Source organism: uncultured Sphaerochaeta sp. (genome assembly GCF_963676625.2).
GTDB lineage: Bacteria > Spirochaetota > Spirochaetia > Sphaerochaetales > Sphaerochaetaceae > Sphaerochaeta.
Map to the genome: position 1 here is coordinate 139,833 of NZ_CAXXYB010000002.1, position 26,755 is coordinate 166,587.

The 26,755-nt window shown below is 41.8% G+C and carries 24 protein-coding genes; 14 read left to right on the forward strand and 10 right to left on the reverse strand.

The genetic code is table 11. The annotated features are described in order from the left end of the window. Positions 1-104: 104 nt before the first annotated feature. The gene (locus tag ACHZBG_RS02335) at positions 105-1,085 is read left to right on the forward strand and encodes a radical SAM protein (protein WP_320127830.1); all 981 of its coding nucleotides are present in this window, start codon (positions 105-107) and stop codon (positions 1,083-1,085) included. Between the two features lie 271 nt (positions 1,086-1,356). Here ACHZBG_RS02335 and pyrH read toward each other — a convergent pair whose 3' ends face one another. The 3 genes from pyrH to ACHZBG_RS02350 form a co-directional block, all read right to left on the reverse strand. Further along, complete coding sequence (gene pyrH, locus ACHZBG_RS02340; RefSeq protein ID WP_320127831.1) at positions 1,357-2,046, reverse strand: UMP kinase; 690 nt, start codon at positions 2,044-2,046, stop codon at positions 1,357-1,359. 105 nt (positions 2,047-2,151) lie between these two features. Beyond that, positions 2,152-2,436: a type II toxin-antitoxin system death-on-curing family toxin gene (locus tag ACHZBG_RS02345; RefSeq protein ID WP_320127832.1), complete on the reverse strand. Its 285-nt coding sequence runs from the start codon at positions 2,434-2,436 to the stop codon at positions 2,152-2,154. Positions 2,437-2,523: 87 nt separating this feature from the next. Then, positions 2,524-2,766 (reverse strand): type II toxin-antitoxin system prevent-host-death family antitoxin, encoded by a 243-nt coding sequence (locus ACHZBG_RS02350; protein ID WP_320127833.1) that lies wholly within the window; start codon positions 2,764-2,766, stop codon positions 2,524-2,526. Between the two features lie 690 nt (positions 2,767-3,456). Between ACHZBG_RS02350 and ACHZBG_RS02355 the strand changes: the two genes are divergently transcribed. Then, positions 3,457-3,897, forward strand: a complete 441-nt coding sequence (locus ACHZBG_RS02355) for a hypothetical protein (RefSeq protein ID WP_320127834.1) — start codon at positions 3,457-3,459, stop codon at positions 3,895-3,897. 497 nt (positions 3,898-4,394) lie between these two features. Here ACHZBG_RS02355 and ACHZBG_RS02360 read toward each other — a convergent pair whose 3' ends face one another. Next, positions 4,395-5,144, reverse strand: coding sequence for a hypothetical protein (locus ACHZBG_RS02360; protein WP_320127835.1), 750 nt, complete (start codon positions 5,142-5,144; stop codon positions 4,395-4,397). Positions 5,145-5,198: 54 nt separating this feature from the next. Continuing rightward, positions 5,199-5,720 carry a GNAT family N-acetyltransferase gene (locus ACHZBG_RS02365; RefSeq protein WP_320127836.1) on the reverse strand — a complete coding sequence of 174 codons (522 nt, stop codon included), beginning with the start codon at positions 5,718-5,720 and terminating at the stop codon, positions 5,199-5,201. Positions 5,721-5,963: 243 nt separating this feature from the next. On the opposite strand from ACHZBG_RS02365, the gene ACHZBG_RS02370 reads away from it, so the two are divergent. Next, entirely contained in the window at positions 5,964-8,336 is a 2,373-nt protein-coding gene (locus ACHZBG_RS02370) for an EAL domain-containing protein (RefSeq protein WP_320127837.1), read from the forward strand. Between the two features lie 793 nt (positions 8,337-9,129). After that, positions 9,130-10,914 (forward strand): EAL domain-containing protein, encoded by a 1,785-nt coding sequence (locus tag ACHZBG_RS02375; RefSeq protein WP_320127838.1) that lies wholly within the window; start codon positions 9,130-9,132, stop codon positions 10,912-10,914. 264 nt (positions 10,915-11,178) lie between these two features. Here ACHZBG_RS02375 and ACHZBG_RS02380 read toward each other — a convergent pair whose 3' ends face one another. The 5 genes from ACHZBG_RS02380 to ACHZBG_RS02400 form a co-directional block, all read right to left on the reverse strand. Then, a complete protein-coding gene (locus tag ACHZBG_RS02380; RefSeq protein ID WP_320127839.1) occupies positions 11,179-13,038 on the reverse strand; it encodes an alpha/beta fold hydrolase in 1,860 nt (619 codons plus the stop codon). Between the two features lie 412 nt (positions 13,039-13,450). Continuing rightward, positions 13,451-15,385 carry a beta-L-arabinofuranosidase domain-containing protein gene (locus ACHZBG_RS02385; RefSeq protein ID WP_320127840.1) on the reverse strand — a complete coding sequence of 645 codons (1,935 nt, stop codon included), beginning with the start codon at positions 15,383-15,385 and terminating at the stop codon, positions 13,451-13,453. Positions 15,386-15,391: 6 nt separating this feature from the next. Beyond that, entirely contained in the window at positions 15,392-16,222 is an 831-nt protein-coding gene (locus tag ACHZBG_RS02390) for a carbohydrate ABC transporter permease (protein WP_320127841.1), read from the reverse strand. Further along, the gene (locus tag ACHZBG_RS02395; RefSeq protein WP_320127842.1) at positions 16,219-17,124 is read right to left on the reverse strand and encodes a sugar ABC transporter permease; all 906 of its coding nucleotides are present in this window, start codon (positions 17,122-17,124) and stop codon (positions 16,219-16,221) included. Before ACHZBG_RS02395 ends, ACHZBG_RS02390 begins: the two co-directional genes overlap by 4 nt. Before the next feature lie 56 nt (positions 17,125-17,180). Continuing rightward, complete coding sequence (locus ACHZBG_RS02400; RefSeq protein ID WP_320127843.1) at positions 17,181-18,530, reverse strand: sugar ABC transporter substrate-binding protein; 1,350 nt, start codon at positions 18,528-18,530, stop codon at positions 17,181-17,183. Between the two features lie 107 nt (positions 18,531-18,637). Here ACHZBG_RS02400 and ACHZBG_RS02405 point away from each other — a divergent pair, with 107 nt between their 5' ends. From ACHZBG_RS02405 to ACHZBG_RS02450, 10 genes are all read left to right on the forward strand, one after another. Then, positions 18,638-18,958, forward strand: coding sequence for a hypothetical protein (locus tag ACHZBG_RS02405; protein WP_320127844.1), 321 nt, complete (start codon positions 18,638-18,640; stop codon positions 18,956-18,958). A gap of 241 nt (positions 18,959-19,199) precedes the next feature. Beyond that, positions 19,200-19,532, forward strand: a complete 333-nt coding sequence (locus tag ACHZBG_RS02410) for a helix-turn-helix transcriptional regulator (RefSeq protein ID WP_320127845.1) — start codon at positions 19,200-19,202, stop codon at positions 19,530-19,532. A 231-nt stretch (positions 19,533-19,763) separates the two neighbouring features. Further along, entirely contained in the window at positions 19,764-20,804 is a 1,041-nt protein-coding gene (locus ACHZBG_RS02415; protein ID WP_320127846.1) for an extracellular solute-binding protein, read from the forward strand. 64 nt (positions 20,805-20,868) lie between these two features. Further along, a complete protein-coding gene (locus ACHZBG_RS02420) occupies positions 20,869-21,123 on the forward strand; it encodes a hypothetical protein (RefSeq protein ID WP_320127847.1) in 255 nt (84 codons plus the stop codon). Continuing rightward, complete coding sequence (locus tag ACHZBG_RS02425; RefSeq protein ID WP_320127848.1) at positions 21,116-22,624, forward strand: ATP-binding protein; 1,509 nt, start codon at positions 21,116-21,118, stop codon at positions 22,622-22,624. The genes ACHZBG_RS02420 and ACHZBG_RS02425 overlap by 8 nt, the downstream gene beginning before the upstream one ends. Before the next feature lie 4 nt (positions 22,625-22,628). Continuing rightward, positions 22,629-23,948: a response regulator gene (locus ACHZBG_RS02430; RefSeq protein WP_320127916.1), complete on the forward strand. Its 1,320-nt coding sequence runs from the start codon at positions 22,629-22,631 to the stop codon at positions 23,946-23,948. 48 nt (positions 23,949-23,996) lie between these two features. Further along, on the forward strand, positions 23,997-25,115 hold the full coding sequence (locus ACHZBG_RS02435; protein ID WP_320127849.1) for a two-component system response regulator: 1,119 nt from the start codon (positions 23,997-23,999) through the stop codon (positions 25,113-25,115). Continuing rightward, positions 25,112-25,504, forward strand: a complete 393-nt coding sequence (locus ACHZBG_RS02440) for a response regulator (protein WP_320127850.1) — start codon at positions 25,112-25,114, stop codon at positions 25,502-25,504. Before ACHZBG_RS02435 ends, ACHZBG_RS02440 begins: the two co-directional genes overlap by 4 nt. Before the next feature lie 59 nt (positions 25,505-25,563). Beyond that, entirely contained in the window at positions 25,564-26,220 is a 657-nt protein-coding gene (locus ACHZBG_RS02445) for an HD domain-containing phosphohydrolase (RefSeq protein ID WP_320127851.1), read from the forward strand. Positions 26,221-26,474: 254 nt separating this feature from the next. Then, a complete protein-coding gene (locus tag ACHZBG_RS02450) occupies positions 26,475-26,747 on the forward strand; it encodes a CD3324 family protein (RefSeq protein ID WP_320127852.1) in 273 nt (90 codons plus the stop codon). Positions 26,748-26,755: the final 8 nt, after the last annotated feature.

Consider the following 26,755-nt stretch of genomic DNA (forward strand, 5'->3'; position numbering starts at 1 on the left):
TAATTGTTATGCTTTTTTTTATACAGCAGGGTAAAAAAGAAGCATTGGGGTACTGGAGGAGAACAGTTTCTTTGACTACACTGGAGATGGAGGAATCCCAGAAGATGAGTGAGCTACAAGAGACAATGCAAGCCTATACCCACTGTTCGTTATGCCCCAATTATTGTGGTGTTGACAGGACAAAAGGCCAGTATGGCAGGTGTGGAGAATCAGATCAGGTTCGTATAGCTTGGTCGGGCCTTCATAGGGGAGAAGAACCTCCTGTCACCGGGACCAAGGGGTCCGGGATGATCTTTTTCTGTGGGTGTCCCTTGCACTGTGCCTATTGCCAGAATCATCAGATATCAAAAGGAGTCGGTAGAGGGGAAAGCTCTGTCGGAATTTCCGTTTCCATCCATGAATTGGCCAACTTGATGCTTGCCCTTCAGGCTCAGGGAGCGACAAATATCAATTTGGTAACCGGTACGCATTTCATTCCCTCGATCATTCTGGCCATACAGGAAGCAAGGCTTGGCGGCTTGACGTTGCAAATGGTATGGAACAGTTCAGGGTATGAATCCTTGGAAGGATTGGCCCTTATCGATCCCTATGTTGATTTGTATCTCATTGACGTCAAGACTCTCGATTCCGAGGTTGCTGCCAAGTATTGCGGCCTTGGTTCCTATAGTTCGATCATTGGTCCTGTCATGAATTTCCTGGTGGAAAAACATCCTCGGGTGAGGTTTGACAAACAGGGCAACATGCAAGGTTTGCTTGTACGTCATCTCTTGTTTCCCGGAACTTTGGACGCAACGAAAACATTTTTAAAGTATTTTGCCAAGAAGCTCAAGAAGCATGCCTGGTTGTCTTTGATGGTACAATTTGTCCCGCCAGAAGGGGAGAATCTCTTTGAAGAAATTACAGAGGAAGAGTATGACAGCCTGATTGACCTGTTGGAAGATCTTATGATCGACAATGGGTTTGTGCAAGAGTTGGCAGACAATATTCCGTGGATTCCTGACTTTACCAAGGACGTTCCTTTCCCCGAATCATTTGCCGAGGTCCTGCCGTATTTTCTGGAATTGAAGCATCAAAAGCCAGACTGAGAAACTGTATTTTTGCAGTTTTTATATATTGTAATGAATCCTTACTAAGTTGGATTTTCGGTAAAAGAATAACTATGAAGGTATTATATAATTATAAACAATGTAATACTTAACTAGTTTGTTAGGAATGCTTTCTTAGTAATGAAATAAGGATAGGAAAGAACTACAGTACAAAGTGTACAAGTTTCCTTGATATTCAGCAAAAGGTGATGAAATCAAAAAAATACTCCCGGGGCCAAGGCTTCCGGGAGTAGGAAAAGCAAGAAAATATTCAACCAATAACAGTTCCCACAAAGGTCTCCCCGCGAAGGATAGCCATCGTATTTTCGATGTTTCTCCCATCGGCACAAACAACTTTCATGTGCAAATCGCTTGCGCGTTTTGAGGCAATCGGATCAAAGGGAGTATTCTTTCCTGGGGTCCAGGTGCTTCCGACCATAGTCTTGAATTCTTCCCAACTGATGGTGTCCAAGGGCGTGGCCTCAGGATTTTTTTTTGGGTCATCGGTATAGACTTTTGCAATGTTGGAAAGGTTGATTATCAACTTTCCTTCAAAGCGTTCGGCCAAGATGACAGCATCGTTATCCGAGGAAAATCCCGGTTTCCAGCCAGCAGCCACGAGTACCTGTCCTTGAAAATTTATATGTCCGGTGGGGTCGGTGATGACATTGTCAGTACACAAGTCACTGAGCATTGCCTTGATGAGTTGTCCATTGAGATGGGTTGCACGAATCCCCAACCAATCAAGTTCATTGCAGTCTGGATCGTCTATGATATTGCGCAAAGCTTCCTGGTAGATTCTGGCAGGAGCTCCTCCACCACAAACCAAAATGATTTTTCGACTCCTGTCTTCCTTTAGATATTTTCTCAGGTTTTCGTTCAACTGCTTGAGAAAGGAGTAATCGACTTTCTCCGGTGCAATGATCGAACCCCCTAATGATAAAACCGCCAACTTGTTCATAAAATCCTCCTTGTGCATGGTATCAAATATACTGCTTGCGCTCAATCGTTGGATCAAAGGATGTTCAGTTTCTATTGCATCAATTGGGGTCTCCCTGTTACTTTCTCAGACCTCATGCTTGGTTATCCAAGCATGAATATCTATAATTTTACAAGAACCATCTGCTACTGACAGTCCGAGTTGTACTAGATTATCATCAGAATACTCAAGTTTGATTCCATTGATCTGGAGAAAGACATCCAAGATATGGACACCTATCCGCTTGTTGCCGTCAATGAAAGGATGATTTTGAATAAGACCAAAACAGAGTGCTGCTGCCTTTCTCTTCTTGCCCGGATACAGGTCTTCGCCCGAGAAAGTCTGGAATGGATTGCTGAGAGCTGATTCCAAAGCGGCATAATCTTACCCCATCCATTCCACCGGAAACCTCGATGAGATATTTATGCAAAAGCAGTACCTGAGGAACTGTTATCCTGATCATTTGGCAAGTTCTTTATAAGCAACCTCATGATTCTTGAACGTTCTTTTGGAAATAGTAAGTAGCTCATCATCGTTCATATGTTCAGCTGCAGTCATCTGCTCATAGGAAACAATTACATACTTGGGCGCATTGTTTTTCAAAATGACAACAGAACCTTTTTCATCGACTGCCCGAGCAATCTTGGAGAAGTTGCGATTTGCCTCGGTTATGGATACAAGATTTTTCATATCTACAAGCATATTCATCCCTCCTTGGGTGTTCTATAAATAGTGTAGTTGAATTATAGGATATATTCAACCTATTATATTACCGATACAAGTGAATAAAACTGGCCAAGTCTACTGAAAAATAGGACTCAATATTCTACCGGAATATTTTCCGGGAAGTGAATATCAGTCCAGCAGTGGTACAGATTTTAAAGCATACATGTCAGCTGATGTGAATAATCCTGGTTATACTTGTGAAATATGGATTACCATAAGGGAGAAATAACAATGTGGGAAAAGTGAAAAATAAATATCCGCTCATTCAACATGTCTTGATAAAGCTTATGGCTTTCCTGGGAGATTAGTTTTTCATCAGTTGTCATTGAATTCTTATTTCAGAGCAGAAAAGAAACTGCATCGAACGGATATATATAATTTACATGAAAATGACATATGGACAGATAAAGAAGTCTAGGAGACTATAAAGTATAATATTCTCTTATGAATGAGTAATTTGATGACGATGGTTTATCCTGAGCGGATAGTTCTTTTCTCTCAATTTCAATATGTGGCTTGCCCTATATGATAGGAGGAATAATGAAGAAACGGATGCTTTTCTTGTTGATTATCATGATCCTGATGGAATCCGTTTGGGCCAGTTCTTCGGTAGGAAAAGCCGCAGGTGCTATCTCAGTGCGTTCGGGAGTTTGAATTGGCTGTGATGTGATTTATGGTGGTGATGCGGCTTTGAATACCGTCTTTATTGCCATGGACATCAAGGACTTTGTTTGTCGCCTTGAGTTAGAATTCCCTCTTCCTGTTGAAAAGGATGCAACTGTAACTGATATAAAAAATGGCATCAGTCTTGAATACTCTTTTCTTCATCTTGGTCCTTTTTCTTTAGGTCTGGGAGGATCTGCAATTGTCAAGACTTTCAGTTCAGAAAAACTATATGGAAAGAAGGCCTCTGAGGTCTCATATTTTCCTTATGTAGGTGCAAGTTTGTGGATTGGTGGCTTTGAATGCTTCGCCCGAATTGCTTATAGCCGGTTTGTATACAGCAAGATTATTTCCTATAAAGACTCCTTTTCTCCCATTGATGATGACTATGTCCTGGGTCCTATAGGATTCCTTTATTATTTTGCGGCGGGAGGAAGGACATGAAAAAAAACTGGCTTTTTTATTTCATGTGTAATTCTGATGATTGTGCTTTGTGGATGTGCATTTATAGGAACTTATTATCTTTCTCCCCCTGAATGGCTCTACGGTTTTTGGGAGGATACTTCAGGGACACAATATGATTTTTCTCAAAATGACATGGTTATTTCTACTGGCACTGGACAGGTAAGTTATGTCGAAGCCTAAGGGGCGAATAGTCTATCCGAAGATATCATTTCTGATACGAAATACAGTCTCTCTGTTTCCTCTGGTTTGTATGAAACCGAGGGATACTTCCAAGAGACCTGGACCTTTTCGACTGATGGTGGAGTTGTTGAATATGCTTGCAACTGGAAAGCATTTGAAGATGATGATTGGATTACTGGAAACGAGGAGGGGACATTGACAAAGCAGGAATGATAGTATGACAAGTCTTTGCATCAGGATCAAAAACGTTTTTTGTCTTGAGCCTTGGTCAGGTATAAAAGGAAGATACCACAGGTTCAGCCAGATTTCCTTGCGACAATCAGGAATCTGTGTTTAATCAAATCCATGAATTCATTCTCCTGGATGTATGAGTGAAGCGAGAGCAGTTGTTCAAAGTATTTCTCGACAGAAAATCCTTCGATTTGCAAGGGAATGCATTTCAAGTAATATACCAAGGCTTTGGCATCGAAAAACCGGGTATATCCAAACGATTCCTGCTTTTTCACTATGGAAAAACCCTGTTGTCCCAGAGCTTTGACAGCCCCCAATAATTCCCAATCAAGATACTTGGGCAGATTGGATTTGAATGCCAGGTTGAGATTGCAACCATTCAATCCACCTACTTGCTGGGTAATGAACATTCCATCCTGTATTGGAACTCTATGAACTTCAGTAGGATCGTAGGATTCATGTTTGTTGATTGCTAAGTTGAATTGCCCGGAATCATAAGGAATCTTATCATCGACAATGAACTTTAATATAGCCCCAATGTCCTTGAGCCTCTGTTGTGCAATTGGAAAGTTTGGCTCGTATCCTTCTGTGGCATACACCGTCTGAGGGAGATTTTGCAAGGAAGACAGGAATTCACCACCTCCAGTTCCTAAGTCAAGCAAGGCATCCTTTCCCTTCATGCTTTCTTCAACAATTTGTTGATAAGCCCAGGGTTCCATGGACTCTTCTGTTTTGTCGTTTAAATAGGAAAAATCCCAACCGTGGGATTCCTTTTCATATTCAGAAAGCATCTCTTGCAGGATTTCGTTATGCATGATCGCCTTAAAATAAGATTATACCATACTACCTACTATCAGGAGCGAGGCTAACTATTGCTTGTTTCTCACTGAGAAAGCAAAATGCGGCATATCCATATTCCTGTAATGCTTGATGAATCTGGTTCGTATGAGCATGCCATTACGAATCGCCACGTTCATTGACGCCACATTAGTGTCGCGAATGATGGAGTAGACTTCACTGGCGTTGAGCTTACCAAATGCGTACTCCTTGCAAGCAATAGCGGCCTCTGTTGCGTACCCATTGCCCCAGTACTTACGATTAAACAAGTAACCGATTTCCAAGACTTTATCATCATATACAGATTGGTAGGTCAATCCGGTTTGTCCGATCATCTCTTTTGTGTTTTTCAGTATGACTGCCCATAAACCAAACCCATCGGTCTTATAACGGGCAAGCATCTTGTCAAGCCATTCCTGTGTTTCAATATTGTTGAATGCCCCTTCATATGCATACATTGTCTGTGTGTCTTGCAGTATTAGTGAAAGTGCAGGGTAATCTTTTTGGGTCATCTCCCTGAGTACTAATCTTGATGTTGTTATAATAGTCTTCATGTTTCCTCCCTTAGATTTCAATACCAAAGTGGAATATTATTCTTATTAAAACATTGTTTTTTGTCCAGCAGTATATCTTGTCAAAGCAGTATGGATGGACAATAGGATTAATTGCCCGTTGAACTGGCGAATCAAAAGCTTGGTGTCTAGTAAATAATGACGATGTCATCATTGTGTTTGCAAAGAAAGTAACGTATAAATTCACTTACTCCTAAAGAAAATATAACGAAGAGGAGAACTTAGATGAACTTTTTTTCAAATATATTGTATTTCTGTAGCATTGTTTATTTTGTTAGTGGTGTTGTCATGCTCCACAAGAACAGAAAGGCAGCCTTGAACAGGGCGTTTTTTGCACTTAATCTCAGCCTTTTCATATGGTCATTTTTTCTGGCTCTTTCAACTGCCTCGCCTGACAAAGCCAGTTGCATGCTTTGGAGTACGATCACAGCCTTCGGCTATTGCTCCTTTCCGAGCACTTCTATCCATTTTTTCTTGATATACACAAAAAAAGAAAAATTGCTAAAAAAATGGTGGATCTACCTCATACTTTATTTGCCTGTAGCAATATTCTTCTTTCAAGCACTAAAACATGATTTGTTCGTGAGTGATTTTATACAGAATCAATTCGGCTGGATATCAATTACCAATGTCAGATCCGTATGGTTTTTGCTTTTCATCAGTAGCATAGCCTCGTCAGGGATGATAAACATATCTTTATGTTATTGCATGCAAAAAAAGGTTACGTCAGTAACGGAGCGAAAACAAATCAAGACGATTTTAATATCAGCCGTAGTTTCTTTTTTATATAGCATGGGAATTGTCTTGCTGACTAAGATAATCATTAATGTCGATATCCCAGATATTACTGTAACAGGTCTGATGATTTGGCAGTTGGGAATTCTATATGCCATTAAAAAATATCGATTGATGACACTATCCCCTGCAATTGCCGCTGAAAGTATTTTGCAAACCATTATTGATTCGGTAATATTAGTGAATCCCCAAGGGCTGATTACCTATGTTAATGCTGAAACCTTATTTCTATTGGGGTATGAAAAAGCTGATCTGCTTGAAAAGCCGATTGAAATGCTTTTTCCGACGGATATAAAATCAAGCATGATACATGTCATTAAGACGTTGGAGTATGGTCCCATTCGCAATAAAGACATTTCTTTCATATCCAGGAATAACACTCGGATACCTATTCTTTTCTCTGCCGCTGTATGTAAAAATAATGACGGGGATTATTTGGGGTTTGTCGCACTATCAAGGGATATTACAAAATATAAACACGCCGAAGATGAGATTAAATACCTAGCTACCCACGATAGCCTGACAGGCTTGCCCAACCGATTGATGCTTCTCCAGATCCTTGGCCACACGATCGAGGTCGCTAAACGGTATAATCGGAAATTTGCGATTTTCTTCATTGACCTTGACCGTTTCAAGATGATCAATGATACGAAGGGGCACGATGCCGGGGACCAGTTGCTGCAAGAGATTGCCAAGCGCTATACGCAAACATTGCGCGCGGCGGATGTCGTAAGCCGTCAGGGGGGCGATGAGTTCATCGTCTTGATTGATGATGTCCATAAGGCGAGTGATTTGAGACTGATAGCCAGGAATCTTCTTGCCAATACGTATAAACCGGTAATCCTGCAGGGCGATGAGTGCCGGGTAACTGCCAGCATCGGCATAAGCGTATACCCCAAGGATGGCGAGGACGCGCAGGTATTGATGAAACATGCGGACATGGCCATGTATTATGCCAAGGAAGAAGGTAAAAACAATTTTCAGTTCTATTCCAAGAATATCCTGTTAGAACTAACGGGACGTATGGATATTGAACAGAACTTGCGCTATGCGCTCGAACGGAATGAACTTTCCTTGCACTATCAGGCAAAGGTCAACTTGAAGACAAGTGCCATTACTGGCGTGGAGGCCCTTCTTCGCTGGCAAAGTCCGCAACTTGGTTCTGTTACCCCCACGCAATTCATTCCAGTCGCTGAAGAGACAGGAATGATTCTGTCAATTGGCAAGTGGGTGTTGAGGACTGCCTGCATCCAAAACGTTGCCTGGCAAAAACAGGGACTTCCTGCAGTCTGTATGGCAGTGAATCTATCATTGAAACAACTTACAGATAATGAGCTGATTGATGATATAGAAGCTGCCTTGAAAGATTCCGGCATGGCCCCGAATCTGCTGGAACTGGAGATTACCGAAAGCATGATAATGAGCAATCCCAAGAAGATGAGGGATGTGTTGGTCAGGATCAAAAGTATGGGGGTGCGGCTGGCCATTGACGATTTCGGGACAGGCTATTCCTCTCTTGCCCAACTCAAGCATTTCCCCATCGATACGCTCAAGATTGACCGTTCGTTTATCCGCAACGTCCCTGATAACAGTGAGGACAAGGCGATAACCCATGCCATCATTGCCATGGGGGAGACGCTTGGGTTTGCGGTCGTGGCCGAGGGTGTCGAAACCCTAGAGCAAATGAACTACCTCAAGGGTCAGGCTTGTGATGAGATGCAGGGATTCTATTTCAGCAAGCCTGTCGTACCGGAAGAGTTTGCCCTCTTGCTGCAGAAACAAGCTGGTACTTCAGCAGAATAGATCTTCAAGGTAGTCGTGTAGATTCATGTCTTCAAAAAGATTTTTTCTGCGATTTATAAATGTCTAGAACACTGGGCAAAAAGGAAAGGCAAAAAAACTGGATGGCCATTCCGTTTCTTCAAGACCGTCCGTTCTGATCCTAAACACTTGAATTCGTAATTTGACAATAGCTTGCAAAAGAGTCTCTTCACTTCTTGTTGATCATCAAGTTTCTTTATGAATGATTCAAGCTTGTTTACCTTCAAAAAGAATTGTATCGTTTGTTTTTCATGTTAGGATATTTGTTTAGTAGGTTAGTGGGACCACTGCCAAGGGAAATTTTCTAGTAGCATTTCTCTCAAGGCTAATCTTGATGTTTCAATAATAGTCTTCATGTTTCCCTCCTTTGATTTCAATACCAAAATGGAATGTCATTCTTATTGAAATATAGTTTTTTGTCCAGCAATATATCTTGTATAAGCAGTACGGGGTGGACAGTAAGATAAAAAGGTCTGCCGACCTAGCGCACCGAAAAGTGAGTTACCATCATTCTTTATGTAAAGTTACATATATAAACAAATATACAAATTCCTAAGTTTGTAAAGAATTAAGTCGCGAAAAGCCAACATTAAAGTAAAGTTCATGTATACTGAAGAGAGCTAAGGGATAAAAGTGAAAACAATGGCACATGTGATGGCATATCGATTTGTGGCACTTGTATTTGCTTGATGAATACATGAAATATCTGAGATGAAATCAGCACATCTATTACAGTTGCTTTGGTTGCCAATAAAATTTTAAAAGGATGAAACGGATGGATTATGCAGTACATACTCTTGAACAGCTGGCTGAAAGAATCACTGAGCTTGAAACGCTTAATAAAGAATTATTAGCAGAAAAAGAGCAGGAAACCAGGCTTGACTTTGCTTGGTCAGGCAACCTAGGTCATTGGTATTGGAATGTCATAACGAATTCTGTTGTCTTTAATCAGTTGAAGGTGAGTGTTTTGGGCTATTCAATGGAGGACTTGCCTCAAATAGTGAATTACCAGTTTTTCACGGATAAATTACATCCGGATGACTACCAGAATACGATGAACGCAATGCTTTTGCATATGCAAGGTAAAGCGAGTGTCTATGAGACTGAGTATCGAATTCAGGCAAAGGATAAAAGTTGGAAATGGTTTTATGACCGTGGTAAAATCACACAAAGAGATGCCAATGGTAAGCCAGAACTTATATCTGGAATAGTATTTGATATAACTGCAAGAAAAGAGCAAGAGCTTAATTTGAAGAAAGAAAACGATTCAATTTATAATGAGCTTACATCGGTTGATAAGTTGACAAATAGCTATAATATAAACGCTTTTAAAAGAAAAGCTGAACTTCTTCTTGAAGATACGACAAGCAAATATGCTTTTATATTGCTTGATATTGATAATTTTAAATTAATAAATGATTTGTTTGGGTTTGACCAGGGCGATTTGCTTCTAAAGCATATAGCTGGTGTATTATCCCATCAGATGGGTCTGCATGAAGTTTTTGCTCATGTAACAGGCGATATCTTTTATATTCTCGCTGAATATGTTTCCAAAGAAGCACTTGGACGTAGGTTGGAGAAAATTACGGAAGATATTTTGACTTTTAAGTTTGTATCTGAGCCAAACTTCAAAATGGCTGTTATTTCCGGTGTTTTCATAATCGAGAATAGTAATATTTCAATTGAAACCATGAGTGATAGGGCACGGCTCGCAGCCCGTAAGATGAAGGGAACTCACACTAGCCTCCATGGTTTCTACAATGATGATATTCGAACCCAGGTAATTCATGAACATGAAGTTGAAAGTGAAATGCATCAGGCACTAAAGAATAATGATTTTAAAGTGTATTTGCAGCCAAAATATGATTTTAAAGTAGAAAATATAGTAGGAGCGGAAGCCTTGGTTCGATGGTTTCATCCTATAAAAGGGATTATACAACCTAATTTATTTATTCCACTGTTCGAGAAAAATGGGTTTGTAACTAAAATCGATATGTTTGTATTTGAGGAAATCTGCAAAAAGCAACAAAAGTGGACAGCTGAGAGTCGAAAACCTTTGATAATATCTATAAATCAGTCAAGACTTCATTTGTATAACTTGGCATATATTGACAGCCTGAAAGCCTTGATTGAAAAGTATGATGTAAATCCAGGATTGATGGAATTGGAGTTAACGGAAAGTGCATTTTTCGGCGATCGAGATATTATATTTGATGTTACCAGAAGGCTTCATGAAATTGGTTTTCGATTGTCTATAGATGATTTTGGATCAGGATACTCATCCTTGAACCTGTTGAAAGATATCTTTGTGGATGTAGTTAAGCTTGATCGTGAATTTTTCACAGAATCGTTAAATACAGCCCGTGGTAAAAAAATAATCCTAAGCATTGTTTCGATGGCAAAAGATCTGGGAATAGAAACGGTAGCAGAGGGTGTTGAGACAATGGATCAGGTTGAATTTCTACGTGAGATCGGTTGCGATGTAGCACAAGGCTTCTACTTTGGGAAACCAATGTCAATAGCAGAATTTGAAGCTTTGTTGGCTAAGACAAACACGTAATTTATAGCCAGATAAGAGGCTAAAGCTCAGATCAGAATGCATGAGTATCCGATAAGCTTTCCGTTTTTTCTTGAGCTCCCTAACCCTTTTTTTCCTCGATTGTTGACTTTTTCATTCCACACAACAATTTTTTATTATGTGTGGGCCTTATTTTCATAAGTTGCCATCCTACAGTACGATAAGGTTTCTGCAAGATGGCTTCAATATGAAATATTCGCTATACGACAGACTTGGAATTCCTTTCCTTTATACTGTTGTTACAGATTAAAAGGTAAAGGCATTTCCCGTAATCGTAGTCATTGCTATGAAAAGTGCAGCGACAAGCCATCCGACATAAATGTTCTTTGTCCGTCGGTAAAATGCAGTGTTTACGAAAGAAGCAAACGTGAACAACGGCACATTGACGACTTGTTTCATGCTGAAAACAAGAGAATTCGGATGCCCTGCAGGGAATGGTCCATATCCGTAGAAGAACGGTGGATAATGGTTTATGCGCAACCCAGCATAATAAATAATCAGTATCAGCGCAAAGCCACCAGTTGCGATTACCCATCCGATAAAGTACTGTCTCACAATTCCCCATTTGGTTTGGGAACCTGCCGAGAGATCTGCAAAGCTGATGCTTACCATATTCAATACACCGAAAGAAATCAGGAACATCAATAAATAACCCCAAATATATGTAAGACGTTGTGGAGTAATTGGCTTCAGTGCTCCCATCCAAATCCTGAAATCAATGTTGAACATGGCATAGCATATATTGACAATTACATATATGGCAAAAATGATGGTAACCCCGAACCCAATTACCTTACCCACTTGCATGCCGTTATGGCCTAGTGACACTTCCTTTGATGGGAATCCATAACTTTTCAGATTTCCACCATGTTTTTTCCCATAGGCAAAATGCCAGATCAAGAAACATACTCCGATGATTCCCCCGTTGACAGCTGAAAGCCAAGCAAAATAATTTCCCCAGTTCATCGGGAAAAATCTGCTGGCCTTGATCGTTGTCAAGGGAAGACCTATTTTATATAAAGTCAACATGGGAATGATTACCAGTAGGGCAATGCCTCCCCATCGCATGACCTTTCCCATTGGTATCGTTTTTTTCTCTTCGGTAACGACAAGGGAATTGAACGTTTTGCCATCAAGTAGCACAAATCCGAGGCTGATAGTGAAACAGAGAAGAGAAATGATAGCAAGAATGCTGAACAATTGTTTCCACTGCCAAATCTGGTTCTTGGGAGTTAGCTCAGTACCGGTGGGCATCGCCGATTCAAAATAACCCAGCAAGTCACCTATGGATTCCTTACTGATGATGTTACCGATGTGGCTAGCCTGTGGAGTGTAGATTACCCGGGCATTCTTGTCTGCAAACGATCCATAGGCTTTACCTGCAACGATAGTCTCCGTAGTACCAAAGAAGGATTTGAGAAAATCCTCGTCCAGAAGTTTTGTTGTATCGCGCAGATGAGAGGCAAATACGACCATTTCATCACTTTTTGCATTGATATAACCAACATTGAACGTGAATTCCTCTGGACTATGCTTTTTCAACATATCAACAAAGGACCCTGACCCCCAAGGCATGATGGCCTTTATGTTATTTTTGTGAGCAAGAGCTGCATTTGCGATATAGGTACCGCCCATTGAATGTCCGATCAGCCCAATATTATTTTGGTCGACGAAACTATAGGTAAGCATCTTCTCCAGGCTTACTGTTGCCCCTCCATCCATTTTTAGGGCTGATGATTTTGCTTGAGTTCCTGACCCTCCGGCACTGGTAGCAACAGCTCCGGTGGCGTAATCGGAATACCCGCTTCCATATGCATCAACGGCGAGCACAACATAACCTCGGCGTGCCAATTCCAAACTAAAATTGCCGACACATTCCAAATGATCCCCACCCCCATGCATGTTGATGATTCCCGGTGCAGGATTCACAGAAGAGACTCCTTTTGGGAGAAACAATTGTCCTCTTAATACGTTTCCTTCCGTATCCGGATAATAAATATTCTTTACCGTCACGGTACCACAGCCTGCATTGTAATATCCCGCAAGCATCATGAATAAAAAAAGAAATATCAGAGAAATACCTAGTACCCATTTGCTTTTCTTCATACTGTATACACCTCTCCATCAAAGTACATGAGTCCAAATCTGAACACAATAGTTCAAGTATCAACCATATATTGGTATTGTCAACAAAAAAAGAACAAATTTGCCAAAGTTGTATTGCTATTACTCTTAAAAAACATGGTTTAATTAAAAATAATACCTATATCGTATGAATTTGTATGTGTATTTTACATAACTTGTATTTATAAAAGATTGCTTTATGTACAGAAAGGCCGTGGGACAATGGAATGACACAAGGGTGGGAGAGCAGCCTCTTTTGTTAGTCTGGAAAAGTGTATAAAACTGAACACCTGGGCAACTGCATAGGACCAAAAAGATGAGGCTCATAATATAGCCTCATCTTTTTTATCCTCAACATACCTGTCAATCCATTTGGTTATTGGAAAGCATCACCTTATATTGTTCTGATCCAAACCCGCATTTCCTGATCTTTTGCCCTGTTTCCCCATTGAAAATAGGGAATTGCCTTAAGCCTGACCTTGGTTCTCTCGGTTTTCTTCATAGGTCCATATAAGCTATTCGTCCTGATTGTTTGCCTATATCCATCAAGAAGAATATGTACGGATGGTATTGATTGCACTATTTCTTCTTCCAGTTCAAAATTGCTTTCAGGATCGATGAGCAGCTCTTGTAATTGCGGACCATTGTCAAATTCTTCCATACAATAGACAAGTGGGCCTCTCATCAAGACAGCTTTCCCGCAATAATCCTGCGCCCGACTATCCGCTTGAAAAAGCTTTACTGCCATTTCCAGCTTTAGTTGGACAGTATCGCCATCAGTCCATATCCGATCTACATGGATAAACCCTTTTTCCAGACGATATGAGTTACAGGCAATACCATTTATTTCCAAGGTCCACTCATCACACCAAACGGGTTTTCGTAACATGAGTCCAAAGCGTTTCTGGTGTTCCATTTTCAATGAAATTTGAATTTCCTCATTCCAAGGATACTTGGTTTCTTGGTGTAGGGAAATTGGTTCTCCTTCCAGGTATATTTCTGTCTCAGAAGAAATGTATTGGTGGATACATACACTAGTATCAGTACTGCTATAGATATATTTTCCTATTGATCCCATAAGGCGGGCAATATTCGTAGGACAACATGCGCAGTCGTACCAACCGACTCTGTGAGTCAATACATGTTCCATGTCCTGCCTGAAGGCTGCAACCCTTGGATTGACCTCCAGGGGATTTACATAAAAATATGCCTTCCCGTCCAGGGAAATGCCACTCAAGGCCCCATTGTATATCTCTTTCTCCACCATATCTGCATAACGGCTATCTGGATCAATGAGAGACATCCTCCAAGCCCAAAAGACTACTCCTATCGAGGCACAAGTTTCAGTATATCCTCGATCTGGGGGAAGATCATAATCGATTGTAAATCGTTCACCAAGGCTTTGGGAACCGATGCCCCCTGTTATATATATACGTTTTTGCTCCAGGTTATCCCAAAGATTGGTAAGGGCTTTCCAAAGTTTTTGGTCACCGGTTCGTCGATATTGGTCTGCTACGCCTGCATACAAATACATTGCACGAACAGCATGTCCGCTTACTTCAGTCATTTCCCGTATTGGTTTGTCATCTAAAAAGTAATCAGACTTCAACCATCTGGACTTTTGAACCATTCCTTCTTTATCAGTGACTCCAGTAGGATCCTTTTTGATCGATCCTCTGATATTCATGAAGTAATCAGCAAGATCCATATATCGGGTATTCCCGGTAGCCTCTGATAAGCGGTAGAGAGCCAACTCAATTTCAGGATGCCCATCGTAGGAATGAAGTTTTTGCTCTTCCGGTCCGAATTCCTCAGCTATCAGATTTGCATAAAGCACCATGATATCCATCAGTTGCCGTTTTCCGGTGGCTTGATAATATGCTACGGAAGCTTCGATCAGATGCCCTGCACAGTACATCTCATGTCCCATTTCGAGATCAGACCATCTTTGTTCAATCCCTTTGGCTGTAAAAAAGGTATTCACATATCCGTTGGAGTGCTGGCTCTTTCCAATCAATCGCACCAATTCATCGATATTCTTCTCCAAGTCGCTGTTGGGATGATGCATTAGGGAATATGCGGCAGCTTCAATCCACTTTGCAACGTCACTGTCCTGGAAAATTGTTCCCTCCGGTTTCCCTTCCATTTCTTTTGCAGCTATTTGAAAGTTCTCGACAGCATGGCTTAGTGGTACACCCTCGGTACGATTATTCAACGTATTCCATTGATAGGGAATTATTACCTCAGATAGAAGTTGATTCCTATTTCCCCAAAATCCTTCAAGTAATCCTATTTTTTGAGGATTCATTTCCTTAGCATGATAATTCATTATCTATTATCCTTTTATTCCGCCGATTGTTAAACCGGATATAAAGTATCTTTGTGCAATAAAAAATAACACAATCAAAGGTAAGATCGTAAGCGTTGCAGCCGCCATGAGTACACCCCAGGGGGTATAAAAGGTTGAAATGAATGCCCTGAGACCTACTGCAAGGGTATACTTATTCATATCATTCAAGAACAGCAAGGGGCTCATGAAATCATTCCAGGTGAACGTAAATTGGAATATGGCTACAACTACCATTGCGGATTTCATCAAAGGAAAAATGATTTTTGCAATGATGACTGGATAACTTGCACCATCTATAAAGGCAGCTTCATCAAAATCTCTTGGTATGGTTCTGAGAAACTGGTAAAGCATAAATATAAAGAAGGCATTTCCAAAAAAGGCAGGTACGGTGAGAGGAAGAAACGTATTGATCTGGCCAAACCAATTCCATTCAAGAAATAAAGGTATCAGCTGAACATTGGCGGGAAGCATAAGAGTTCCGATACTCAGCGAGAACATCAGTTTCCTTCCCTTGAATTCTATTCTGGCAAGACCATATGCAATCATGAGATTTGAAATCAATGCCCCGATAATATTGATAGCTACCACGAATATCGTATTTGCATAGAACCTGGCAAAGGGAACCATAGTAAATACATCTGCATAATTCTGTAGCCTGAGTTTCTTGGGAAAGAGGATCAACGGCAATTTGAACATATCCTCGGTTGACATAAGGGAACTTCGGATAAGCCACAACAAGGGAATGAGACAAATGATTGCTCCCATGGCCAACAATACGTAAATGCAAATAGTTGCACCAGCTCTTCTCGTCCTCATTGTTTGTCTCCCTCATAGAAAGTCCATAGGCTGGATGTCTTGAAGATGATCAGGGAGATAACCATAGTCAGGAGGAACAAGACCCAGGACATGGCATTCGCTGTTCCCATTTTTCCGTATTTAAATGCATTATTATATATGTGCAAGACGAAGCTTAAAGAGGAATTGACAGGTCCTCCATTGGTCATGATATAGGGTTCCACAAAAAGTTGCAGACACTTGATAATATTGATGATCATGTTATAGAGAATGATCGGGCTGAGAAGCGGTAGAATTACATAGCGAAATTTATGCCAATATCGTCCGCCATCAATATCCACTGCTTCCATCAGGTCATTGGGGATTCCTTGCAATCCTGCAAGAAAAATGACAATCACATTTCCAATGTTCCATATATTCATGATGGTTAGACTCGGAATTACCATTTGGGTACTGTCAATCCATTTGACCCGGCTAACTCCCAGGAAATTTAAAAAATAATTAATCAATCCATATTGATAGTTGAACAACCAAAGCCACATTACAGATGACACCACAATGGGGATGAGAGACGGCAAATAAAATATAGTGCGGAAAACACCTTTTCCTTTTACCTGTGAATTCAGTAAGAGAGCACCTCCCAATGCAATAATCATTTGAAGGGGAACACTGAGAAACGTAAAATACAAAGTGTTTCGAATGGATTTTAAAAATAATTCATCTTCTGTGAAGATTTTAATGTAATTATGAAAACCTACGAATTGAGCCTTGCTCAGCATATCCCATTTTGTCAGACTCGTAAAAAAACTAAGCCCCATTGGAAAAGCTACCCAAAGGGTCAGTCCAAGACAAAGGGGTGATATAAGTATCCAGCCCCAAAGGGTTTGTCTTTTTGCATTTAATCCTTTCTTGGAAAGAGACATCAGAAACCTCCATCTGAAACTGGTGCTGCTCCTTTTATGGGGCAGCACCACAATACTTAATAACTACCTTGAAGCAACCCGGAATTCCTGATTTTTCCAGCAGCTTCTGTCAATGCTTGCTTTGCAGTCTTATCACCTATCCAAATACTTTCAATGGCGGGATTCAGATAATCTCCCCATATTTGATTGATGTTCTTGATTTTAATGGGGTCATTGACCGAAATTGCCATTGAATCAACAACTGCTTCTTTGAAACCCTTTGGATGGACATCATTGTCCAACCATTTGGCCAGATCTTTTTCATCGGTGTAATAGGATTGTTTTGTAGGCATCCAAAGACCAGAAGTATACAGGTCAAGTGTCTTTGCAGGATCCATCATCCATTTCTGCAAGGTCCAGGCCTCTTCCGGATGCTTGGAAGAATTAAATACAACATTAACACCACTGACATAGAGCTGAGCTGGTTTTTTCATTATTGGAAGGGCTGCGACGCCAAAATCCAAATCCTTCATAGCCCCTAATTCCAATAAGGTCCATTGACCAGTGACGTAAAAGCCCAATTGCCCATTGGCAAGCATCGTAGACGGGGAAATATTGGTTCCTCCCGTTATATGGGGCATTACATGGTGTACGTTCATCAAATCCGCCAAGTTCTGGAAGGCTTCAATAGTCTCTGGCTTGTCGACATGTACGGTTTTACCATCAGTATCAATTATATCCCCTCCATTACTCCACACACTTGGATAATACATTGATGACCACAGGTCATAATAAACCCCATATCGTGCGACATCCTTTTCATTGAATCCTGAATCACCAGGATGTTTTCCCTTGCTGTCAACAGTAATCATTTTCAGGTACGATACAAATTGGTCCCAGGTCCAAGCCTTCTTATAATCAGTTGGGGGGACGGGAACTCCTGCATCTTGCAAGACTTTTTTATTGTACCACATGACCTGACATTCAGCTGCAGTATAGGCTCCATACGTATTGCCCTTGATCTTCAACCAAGTCTGGGGTAAGTATGAATCTTGCATGCCGTCACGGGCCATCAGATCGTCCAGTTTAAGGAAAAATCCTTTTTCAGCATAGTTTCCAAACTCCTCTGCTCGGAAATAACCCACGTCAGGTAGGGTGTTGGATGCTGCCAATGCTTTCATTTTTGCATTGTAGGTTGATCCATCCAAATCGCCGGGCAGATACATGGGCTCCACCTTGATGTTTGGATTGGCTACCTGGAAGTCGGCCAACGCTTGCTTGACCGCAGCGTCTTCAGCCGGACTGCCCCAATAAATGTACGTCAATTTGACCTGGTCGACAGAATCGGCCTTCTGTCCGTTCGCAAAACAAAATCCAGTACCTATAAGAAAAAAAATACTGATGAATACAAAAACTTTGTTTTTCACATGATCCTCCTTTTGGATGCTAATTAATTTAAGCACTACAAATTATAAACAGAAAGAGATATAATTGTGTTATTATATGCAATAATCCTACCTTTTTGGAGTTCAAAATGGAATTTGTTTTTTTGCCAAATTTATCGGAACTTCGAGCGGCGAATTGTGGCATTGCCATCCTGAGTCCAGGATGGATACATAGAAGACGCAATATCAATACCTCCGTATTCATTCTTGGACATCAGGGAAAAGTTGAAATTCAAGAAGAGTCGGAAGTTTTTACTATCAAACCATCATCCTTTTGCCTGCTTTCAGAAGGCAGGGGACCATTGGGGAATCGAACGGATCCAAGAAAAGGCCCGTTATTATTGGATACATTTCAAAACAAAGGAAAAACCTCAGTTCTTATCAGAAAAAGAAGCGCTGATTATCATTAATAATAAGGAAATAGCAAGATCTCGATTGAATGATGCCTTATTGGCTGCCTCGATACATGGATATGCTAAATACCAACGTAATTCCGTGAAACATTCCATGAACTTCTCTATGAACAGGAAAACAGATCTTTTACAGAGGAGAAATACCAAGCTACGGTGAAGCTCATGCTCATTTCACTTAATGAGATGGTAATCGATATAAATCAACAACTCCCAAAAGAATGAGGCTAACAAGAGTCTTGTGAATAAAATCATTCAATTGGTGTATGAGTATCGTACGGATCCTGAATTCTCGGTGAAAAGTTTGGCTGATACCTTATGCTATAATCCAGACTATTTGAACAGGCATTTCAAGTCATTGATGAAACGATCCCTTATTGAATATATCATCGACAAAAGAATCGAACATTCCCTTGTTGCCTTGATTGACAGCGATGAGACAATTTCCAATATTGCCGAAGGCTCTGGATTCTCCTCATACCGGAATTTCATTCATCAATTCAAACTCAGGAAAGATATCACCCCCTCTGAATACAGAAATTGCCATAGGATGATTCATATCACAAATAATTAATTATAAGAACCTGTAATTAAGCATACAGATTTTTTGCTGATGCAGTTCAGCTTCATCAGTGTGTATCCCAAAAATTGGATTGCACTAAATAATTATTTACCATATAAAACTATGGATTTGTTTTGATTTGCAACCATACCTGCGCTATAGTCTAAATAGCAAGAATGGAAGCGCAGTAATGCTTGTTGCTTCTCGTTTTCCTCCTGACTTTATAATTGGAGGCGTATTTATATGTGTACAAAAAGATATGTATGGGTATTTTTATCATTGTCAGTATGTATTGCGCTAACCGTTATTACATCCTGTGCGAAAGTGAATGGTTCGGAAGAAAAAGAAGTCCAGCTGGAAAAAGCCTTTGTGTTTCAGGGAAAAACCACTTCTCCCATTACCTTTCTTTCTACACAGATGAATCCTGTTGAAGAAGCCGGGAAAATGCGAAAGGTTATATTAAAGGACTTTCCCGGCATTGTCGATTTCAGGCCGAATGACAGCAGTTTCCTTTCAGTGCAAATTGATTCAGTTCTAGAAAAGGACCCCTCGGCATCTATCCTTGTAGGCGCGCTGCATGGAGACCTCCTGACCTTGTCCGAAAAAGATGCGCTACAGCCAGTCGATTCAATATATGAGAAATTAGTAGAAAGAAGCTTTTCCGAAAACCTGTTGAAATTGACCCGTATGAACGGGAAAGATATGTTTTATATTCCCTGGATGCAAGCGTCTTTCGTGATGGTCGCGAATAAAAAAGCACTCGCTTATCTTCCTTTGGGAGCTAACCTTGATGAGCTTTCTTACGAACAGCTTGCACTCTGGTCGAAAAATATTTTTGAAAAGACGGGGATGAAGGCGCTGGGCTTTCCATCTGGTGCCAAAGGCTTGATGCATCGGTTTTTCCAAGGGTATCTCTATCCGTCCTTTACGGCAAGCACGCTTGTAAAATTCCGCGGGGAAGATGCGAAAAGGATGTGGGAATATTTCAAGGATCTTTGGAGCGTTGTGGCGCCCAGCTCGCTGGTGTATTCGACGATGGCCGATCCCCTCCTCGCGGGAGATGTTTGGATTGCCTGGGATCATACGGCACGTTTGGTAAAGGTATTCGAGAATATGCCAGATGATTTTGTTGCTTTTCCTGCCCCTGTCGGACCTAAGGGACGGGGGTATATGCCCGTAATCTCAGGGCTCGCAATTCCCAAAAAAACAGCTGATATTCAGGATCCTTCCTTGCTCATAGACTACCTGACCCAAGAGGTGATTCAAAAACCGGGTTTTATCTGAAACTGGTTTTTTTCCTGTCTTGAATTCCTTGTCCGACAATGGAATTCCAAAAAGTTGCAGGGACTTGAATACGGCCATAGAGAAGCAAGTCAATTCGCAAAATTCAGTCCTTACTCTTCTCCCGATTGGATTAGGCGAGAGTGGAGGCGATTTCAATAATTATTATATGCTTACCTTTTCGGAAATTGTCCTGGACGGGAAAGATATCCAGACAGTGTTAAACGCAAACGCTATCGAATTGCAAAAAATCATTACCCTGGAAAATGCATCCTGCTGGCTTCCTGACCGTGTGGAGGGGAGGCCGTGCAAAATTGAATGAACGACTGCAATTCAAGATACTGTCAACTATCTCAATCCTGATAATTTCCCTATCGGTCATTGTCTTTTCCGTTGGGATATATATGTATTCCAATTTGGGAAAGCTTGGAACCGATTTGCCGGTCGAATCGGTAGATCAGGTAAGGAACGTTGCAAATATCATGCCTCTTATTTCCGAGCTTTCACTGAATCTCGATGCGATCGTTGCCAACAATCAGAAAATTGACTGGGGAAATCTTGGTTTCACGAACAGCAAGATTAAAGTCACTCTTGGCCTCATTAAGTTGGACTTCAGCGGAAAACCACCCTACAATCTCACAACTATATTGGATGAGATTAGCTTCTTAAGCGAAGATCTTGACCGGATGATCTCAGAAAATACATCCTTGGGCACAACTGACGCGATTCTTGTCAAAAACGAGATTGAGTATATTTATTCAGAGCTACGGGATTATATCTTACGGATAAATAATGCTACGCTTACGGTACTTGAAAAGCAAAAGAATGAAATCGAAAAACTCAAGGATGCGATGCTCCTTTTTTCCCTTATTGCACTGGGCGCCGCGACACTGACCTTTATTCTGTTGATGAATCAGAAAAAGATTCTGAAGCAGCTTGAAAAAACAAGGGGAATCGCGATAGCGAACTCCAACGCCAAAAGTGAGTTTTTATCAAACATGAGCCATGAGATTCGCACTCCCATGAATGCGATAATCGGTCTGACCTATCTTGCGCTTAAGACCAACCTTACACCTAGTCAGCGGGACTATCTGAAGCGAATACAGATTTCCAGCCAGCATCTTATGGGCATAATCAACGATATACTGGATTTCTCTAAAATTGAGGCCGGAAAAATGTCCTTGGAATGCATCCCCTTCGAGCTGGAGAAGGTGTTGGATAATGTCGCAAACCTCACAGCCGAGAAAGCCAGTGCCAAGGGCCTTGAACTGATATTCGTCATGGACTCTGACGTTCCGAATCATCTTCTCGGTGATCCCCTACGATTGGGACAAGTGCTTATCAATTATGCAAACAATGCGGTTAAGTTCACAGAGAAAGGGGAAATCAGCATTCATATACACGTCAAGAACAATACGGAGAGTGATGTACTGCTGTATTTCGAAGTCAGGGACACGGGTGTCGGAATTTCCGAAGATCACAAACGCCAACTTTTTCACAGTTTTCAACAGGCTGACAATTCCGTGACCCGGCGGTACGGAGGAACGGGACTTGGGTTGGCAATCTCTAAAAAATTGTCGGAAATGATGGGTGGCGATGTTGGTGTCGAGAGTGTTTTTGGTCAGGGCTCGACATTCTGGTTTACTGCCTTGCTCGGTAAAAGCAACGAGAAACAAAGAAGTTATGTACCCGTTCCTGATCTTCGGGGCCTGCGGGTTCTGGTCGTAGACGACAATGAACATGCTCGGGCAGTCATAACGGATATGCTGGAGAGTATGACGTTTCGAGTGACTCCAGTGTCCTCCGGAGCCCGCAGCTCTTGAGGAAATTGCAAATGCGAAGCGTAAAAAAGAGTATTTTGACCTTGTTTTCCTTGATTGGCAAATGCCTGTGATGGACGGAATAGAAACTGCAAGGCACATCAAGGAAATGGGCCTCGATCCCGCACCGCACCTAGTTATCATCACGGCGTATGGGCGGGAGGAAGTCATACGCGAGGCGGAGGAAGAGGGAATTGAGAACGTGCTTATCAAACCGGTGGGGGCTTCACTCCTTTTTGATACAGCGATGCATTTGCTTCGAAAACAGGGGAAAGAACCGAGCCCTGAAATAGGACAAATGTCGCCTCTTAGCGAAGCCAGCTTGGGAATTGGGGGTGCGAGTATCCTGCTTGTAGAAGATAATGAAGAAAATCAACTCGTAGCCATGGAAATACTCAGGGAAGCGGGGTGCGTGGTAAGCGTTGCTTCCGATGGCAAGGAAGCTATCGCGAAAGTACAACAGTCTGCATTTGACATCATTCTGATGGACGTGCAGATGCCAGTAATGGATGGTTTGGCGGCAACCCGGGAGATTCGCCAGCTTCCCCCTTATGCAAACCTTCCAATAATAGCCATGACAGCCAATGCCATGAAAGAGGATAGGGCTCACTGCCTTGAGGCGGGCATGAATGATTATATTACAAAGCCGATTGATCCCAAGACGCTCTTTGCCGTAATTGGCAAATATTATACAGCCGGTATGAATGTGATTTCCTCTTCATTTATCTCAGGTGAATCTTCCTCACCGCTCACGTTGCCGAAGATTCATGGTCTTGACGTTGATGCAAGCCTTAAGCGGGTCATGGGAAACAAGTATCTCTATCTGGACCTGCTTAAAAGATTTATGACAGGACAACGGGAAACTCCCCTCAAAATTCATGCCGCGCTTATGAACAAGGACCGGCATCTTGCCGAGCGATTGGCGCATACGTTGAAAGGGGTTGCCGGAAATATCGATGCATCAGAGCTTCAATCTGCTGCCGGGGAATTGGAACATGCAATCAATGCCGGAGTATCAGATGCAGAGATCGATGAAAAGCAAAAAGAACTTGAATCCATTGTCACTGAAACGATACAAAACATCGAGATTGGAATTGAGACAACAATACAGGGCAATACGGTTAGCCCGAAACAAAATACCGCAAACCGGTCGCTTGCGGAAATTTTGGAAGCGCTTACCTATTATGCAAATGAGAGTGACAGTGAGGCTCTGGATTATCTGGGGTCGGTTCTTGCGGATTTATACGCGGGATGCGAAAGAAAACAAGTAGAGCTACTTGTTATAGCGCTCCGTAACTTCGATTTTGCATCTGCCCTTGAGATTTGAAAATTCTTTCTGAGCGTCAATCCAAATGAGATTGCCAAAGGAGAGTATATGGAAAGCAATAATAAAAATAAAGTCACAATCCTCCTCGTTGACGACTCGCCAGATAGTATTGTTTTGCTGAGCTCGTTGCTAAAAAATTTGTATCGCGTAAAGATAGCTATAACGGGAGAGAAGGCCCTTGAAGTGGCATCGGGTAAGGATGTTCCCGACTTGATTTTACTCGATATCATGATGCCTGGCCTTGATGGTTATGAAACGTGTCGCCTGCTCAAGTCCAATCCTAAAACGGCAGAAATACCGATTATTTTCTTGACCGCGAAGACGGGGGATGCCGACGAAGAAAAAGGTCTGGCACTTGGTGCTGAAGATTATATTATAAAGCCTCCCAATCCGGCAATTTTGAGAGCTCGGATAAAGACTCATCTCAAACTGAAAGAAGTGCGGGATTTTCTCAAGGACAAAAATGAATATCTTGAGGCGGAAATAACACGACGGACACAGGAAATCAAAGTCATTCAGGACATAACCATGATTGCGATGGGATCTCTGGCGGAAATGCGGGATAACGAAACGGGCAATCACCTCAGGCGTACGCAAAAATACATCAGGATTCTATCCGAACGATTACGTTTCCATCCACGTTTCAAGGAACTCCTGACTGAGGATATGATTGATAGGCTATGCAAGTCAGCACCGTTGCACGATATCGGAAAGGTAGGAATCCCTGATTTTATCCTGCAAAAACCGGGGAAACTGAACACTGACGAATTCAATGTGATGAAAACTCATACCACAATTGGCCGGGACGCAATCCTTTCCGCGGAGAAGTATCTGGATTCTTCGGCTCATTCTTCCTTTCTTGCATTGGCCCGGGACATCGCTTGGTCTCATCATGAGAGGTGGGACGGTTCTGGGTACCCTCAAGGTCTTTGTGGGGAAATGATTCCTCTATCAGGAAGGCTTATGGCCATTGTTGACGTGTATGATGCACTTATGAGCGAAAGGGTGTATAAACGGGCTTTCACCCATGAGGAAACGGTCGACATTATAAAGCAAGGATCAGGGACATCTTTTGACCCTGACATCGTGCATGCTTTTCTGGAAATTTCCGACAAATTTTTTAAAATCGCAGAGTTCTTCAAAGATGATAAAAGGAGCCTACTATGAACGGAAATCGGGAGACTATACTGATCGTTGATGATGTTCCCGAGGATATCCTTGTACTTGACGAAATACTCAAGAAAGAATTTCAAGTCAAGGCTGTCACAAACGGTGAGGCGGCACTGAAGATAGCCCAGGGGGAAAACCCTCCTGACTTGATTCTGCTCGATATCATGATGCCTGGTATGGACGGTTACGAGACTCTTCGCCAACTTAGCCAACATCAGAAAAGCGCAGAGATCCCGGTTATTTTCCTGACAGCAAAAACTGGCCTTTCAACGAAAAACTGGGTCTTGACCTGGGTGCGGAAGACTATATATCCAAGCCTCCAAGCCCGCCTATCGTACTCGCGCGGATACATACCCATCTTCGGCTCAAGAAGCTTAGGGATTTAATCAAAAACAAGAACGAATATCTTGAAATGGAGATTGTCCGGCGAACTCAAGAGATTGGAATGATACAGGATGTAATGATGATGGCTCTGGGATCCCTTGCGGAAACCCGGGATAATGAGACCGGCAACCATATTCGGCGTACGCAGAACTATATCCGTGTACTTGCGCAAAATCTGACCAATCATCCACGTTTTTCCGGGCTCCTGACGGACGAGACGATTGAGCTCTTCTATAAATCCGCTCCGCTTCATGACATCGGTAAAGTTGGGATACCGGACAGAATACTGAATAAACCATCAAAGCTCACTGATGAAGAATTCACACTAATGAAAACTCATACAACCATCGGCCATAACGCCATACTCAAGGCTGAACAGGCGCTTGGTTCGCAGAATACCTTTCTTTCGGTTGCGTGCGATCTAGCTTGGTCTCATCATGAAAAGTGGGACGGCTCAGGATATCCTCGCGGGTTGTCAGGCGATGAGATCCCCTTGGCAGGAAGACTTATGGCCATTCCCGATGTATATGATGCGCTTATTAGTGAACGGGTATATAAAAAAGCTTTCAGCCACGAAGAAGCCGTAACGATAATTACCCAGGGAGTGGGTTCTCATTTTGATCCTGATATTGCCCGCACTTTTTTGCGAATTGCCGACCGATTCCATGAGATAGCGATGGCTTTCAAGGACAATGAGGGAGAGCTCTCTGAACGGTAAAAATGGATTATGCTGGTCGTCGAGTATGTATCTGTCATCCTTTCAGGGTATATATCATATTGACCGGAATCTTTAGCTAGCTTATCATTCAGCAATGAGGTGTATGCCTCATTAAGAACTGACTTTGAATGAGGAGATTGGATGTTCAGTACATTGGATTCGGTTTGTTATGCATAGCAAGGGCTATTGCATATATAATAATTTTTAGGCAATGGCTCTTGCTCAATCCTGACACAAACGTAGGGGGGAGCATAATGAGCTATAAAAAAGCAAACGATGTATTGCCGCATAATCTATTGAGTGCGGTTCAACAGTATATAGACGGCGAGTATATGTATATTCCACGTAAGGCAGACAGTAAATTACAGTGGGGTGCAAATACAGATACAAAAGAAATTGTCAGGGCAAGGAACAGGGAAATCCTGACCAAACGTCTGGCGGGGTGTTCTGTCAGTGACTTGGCTGAACAATATTTCTTGTCCGAAAAAGCTATATACAAAATTATCAACGCCAGCAAGAATGGCTGAAATCAAAG

Bases quoted from the DNA above. Each gene is read 5' to 3' on its own strand.
- pyrH (WP_320127831.1), bottom strand. From the start codon at position 2,046: ATGAACAAGTTGGCGGTTTTATCATTAGGGGGTTCGATCATTGCACCG.
- ACHZBG_RS02390 (WP_320127841.1), bottom strand. From the start codon at position 16,222: ATGAGGACGAGAAGAGCTGGTGCAACTATTTGCATTTACGTATTGTTG.
- ACHZBG_RS02405 (WP_320127844.1), top strand. From the start codon at position 18,638: ATGGAATTTGTTTTTTTGCCAAATTTATCGGAACTTCGAGCGGCGAAT.
- ACHZBG_RS02335 (WP_320127830.1), top strand. From the start codon at position 105: ATGAGTGAGCTACAAGAGACAATGCAAGCCTATACCCACTGTTCGTTA.
- ACHZBG_RS02360 (WP_320127835.1), bottom strand. From the start codon at position 5,144: ATGCATAACGAAATCCTGCAAGAGATGCTTTCTGAATATGAAAAGGAA.
- ACHZBG_RS02380 (WP_320127839.1), bottom strand. From the start codon at position 13,038: ATGAAGAAAAGCAAATGGGTACTAGGTATTTCTCTGATATTTCTTTTT.
- ACHZBG_RS02350 (WP_320127833.1), bottom strand. From the start codon at position 2,766: ATGCTTGTAGATATGAAAAATCTTGTATCCATAACCGAGGCAAATCGC.
- ACHZBG_RS02375 (WP_320127838.1), top strand. From the start codon at position 9,130: ATGGATTATGCAGTACATACTCTTGAACAGCTGGCTGAAAGAATCACT.
- ACHZBG_RS02395 (WP_320127842.1), bottom strand. From the start codon at position 17,124: ATGTCTCTTTCCAAGAAAGGATTAAATGCAAAAAGACAAACCCTTTGG.
- ACHZBG_RS02370 (WP_320127837.1), top strand. From the start codon at position 5,964: ATGAACTTTTTTTCAAATATATTGTATTTCTGTAGCATTGTTTATTTT.
- ACHZBG_RS02415 (WP_320127846.1), top strand. From the start codon at position 19,764: ATGTGTACAAAAAGATATGTATGGGTATTTTTATCATTGTCAGTATGT.
- ACHZBG_RS02385 (WP_320127840.1), bottom strand. From the start codon at position 15,385: ATGAATTATCATGCTAAGGAAATGAATCCTCAAAAAATAGGATTACTT.
- ACHZBG_RS02445 (WP_320127851.1), top strand. From the start codon at position 25,564: ATGATACAGGATGTAATGATGATGGCTCTGGGATCCCTTGCGGAAACC.
- ACHZBG_RS02440 (WP_320127850.1), top strand. From the start codon at position 25,112: ATGAACGGAAATCGGGAGACTATACTGATCGTTGATGATGTTCCCGAG.
- ACHZBG_RS02450 (WP_320127852.1), top strand. From the start codon at position 26,475: ATGAGCTATAAAAAAGCAAACGATGTATTGCCGCATAATCTATTGAGT.
- ACHZBG_RS02435 (WP_320127849.1), top strand. From the start codon at position 23,997: ATGGAAAGCAATAATAAAAATAAAGTCACAATCCTCCTCGTTGACGAC.
- ACHZBG_RS02365 (WP_320127836.1), bottom strand. From the start codon at position 5,720: ATGAAGACTATTATAACAACATCAAGATTAGTACTCAGGGAGATGACC.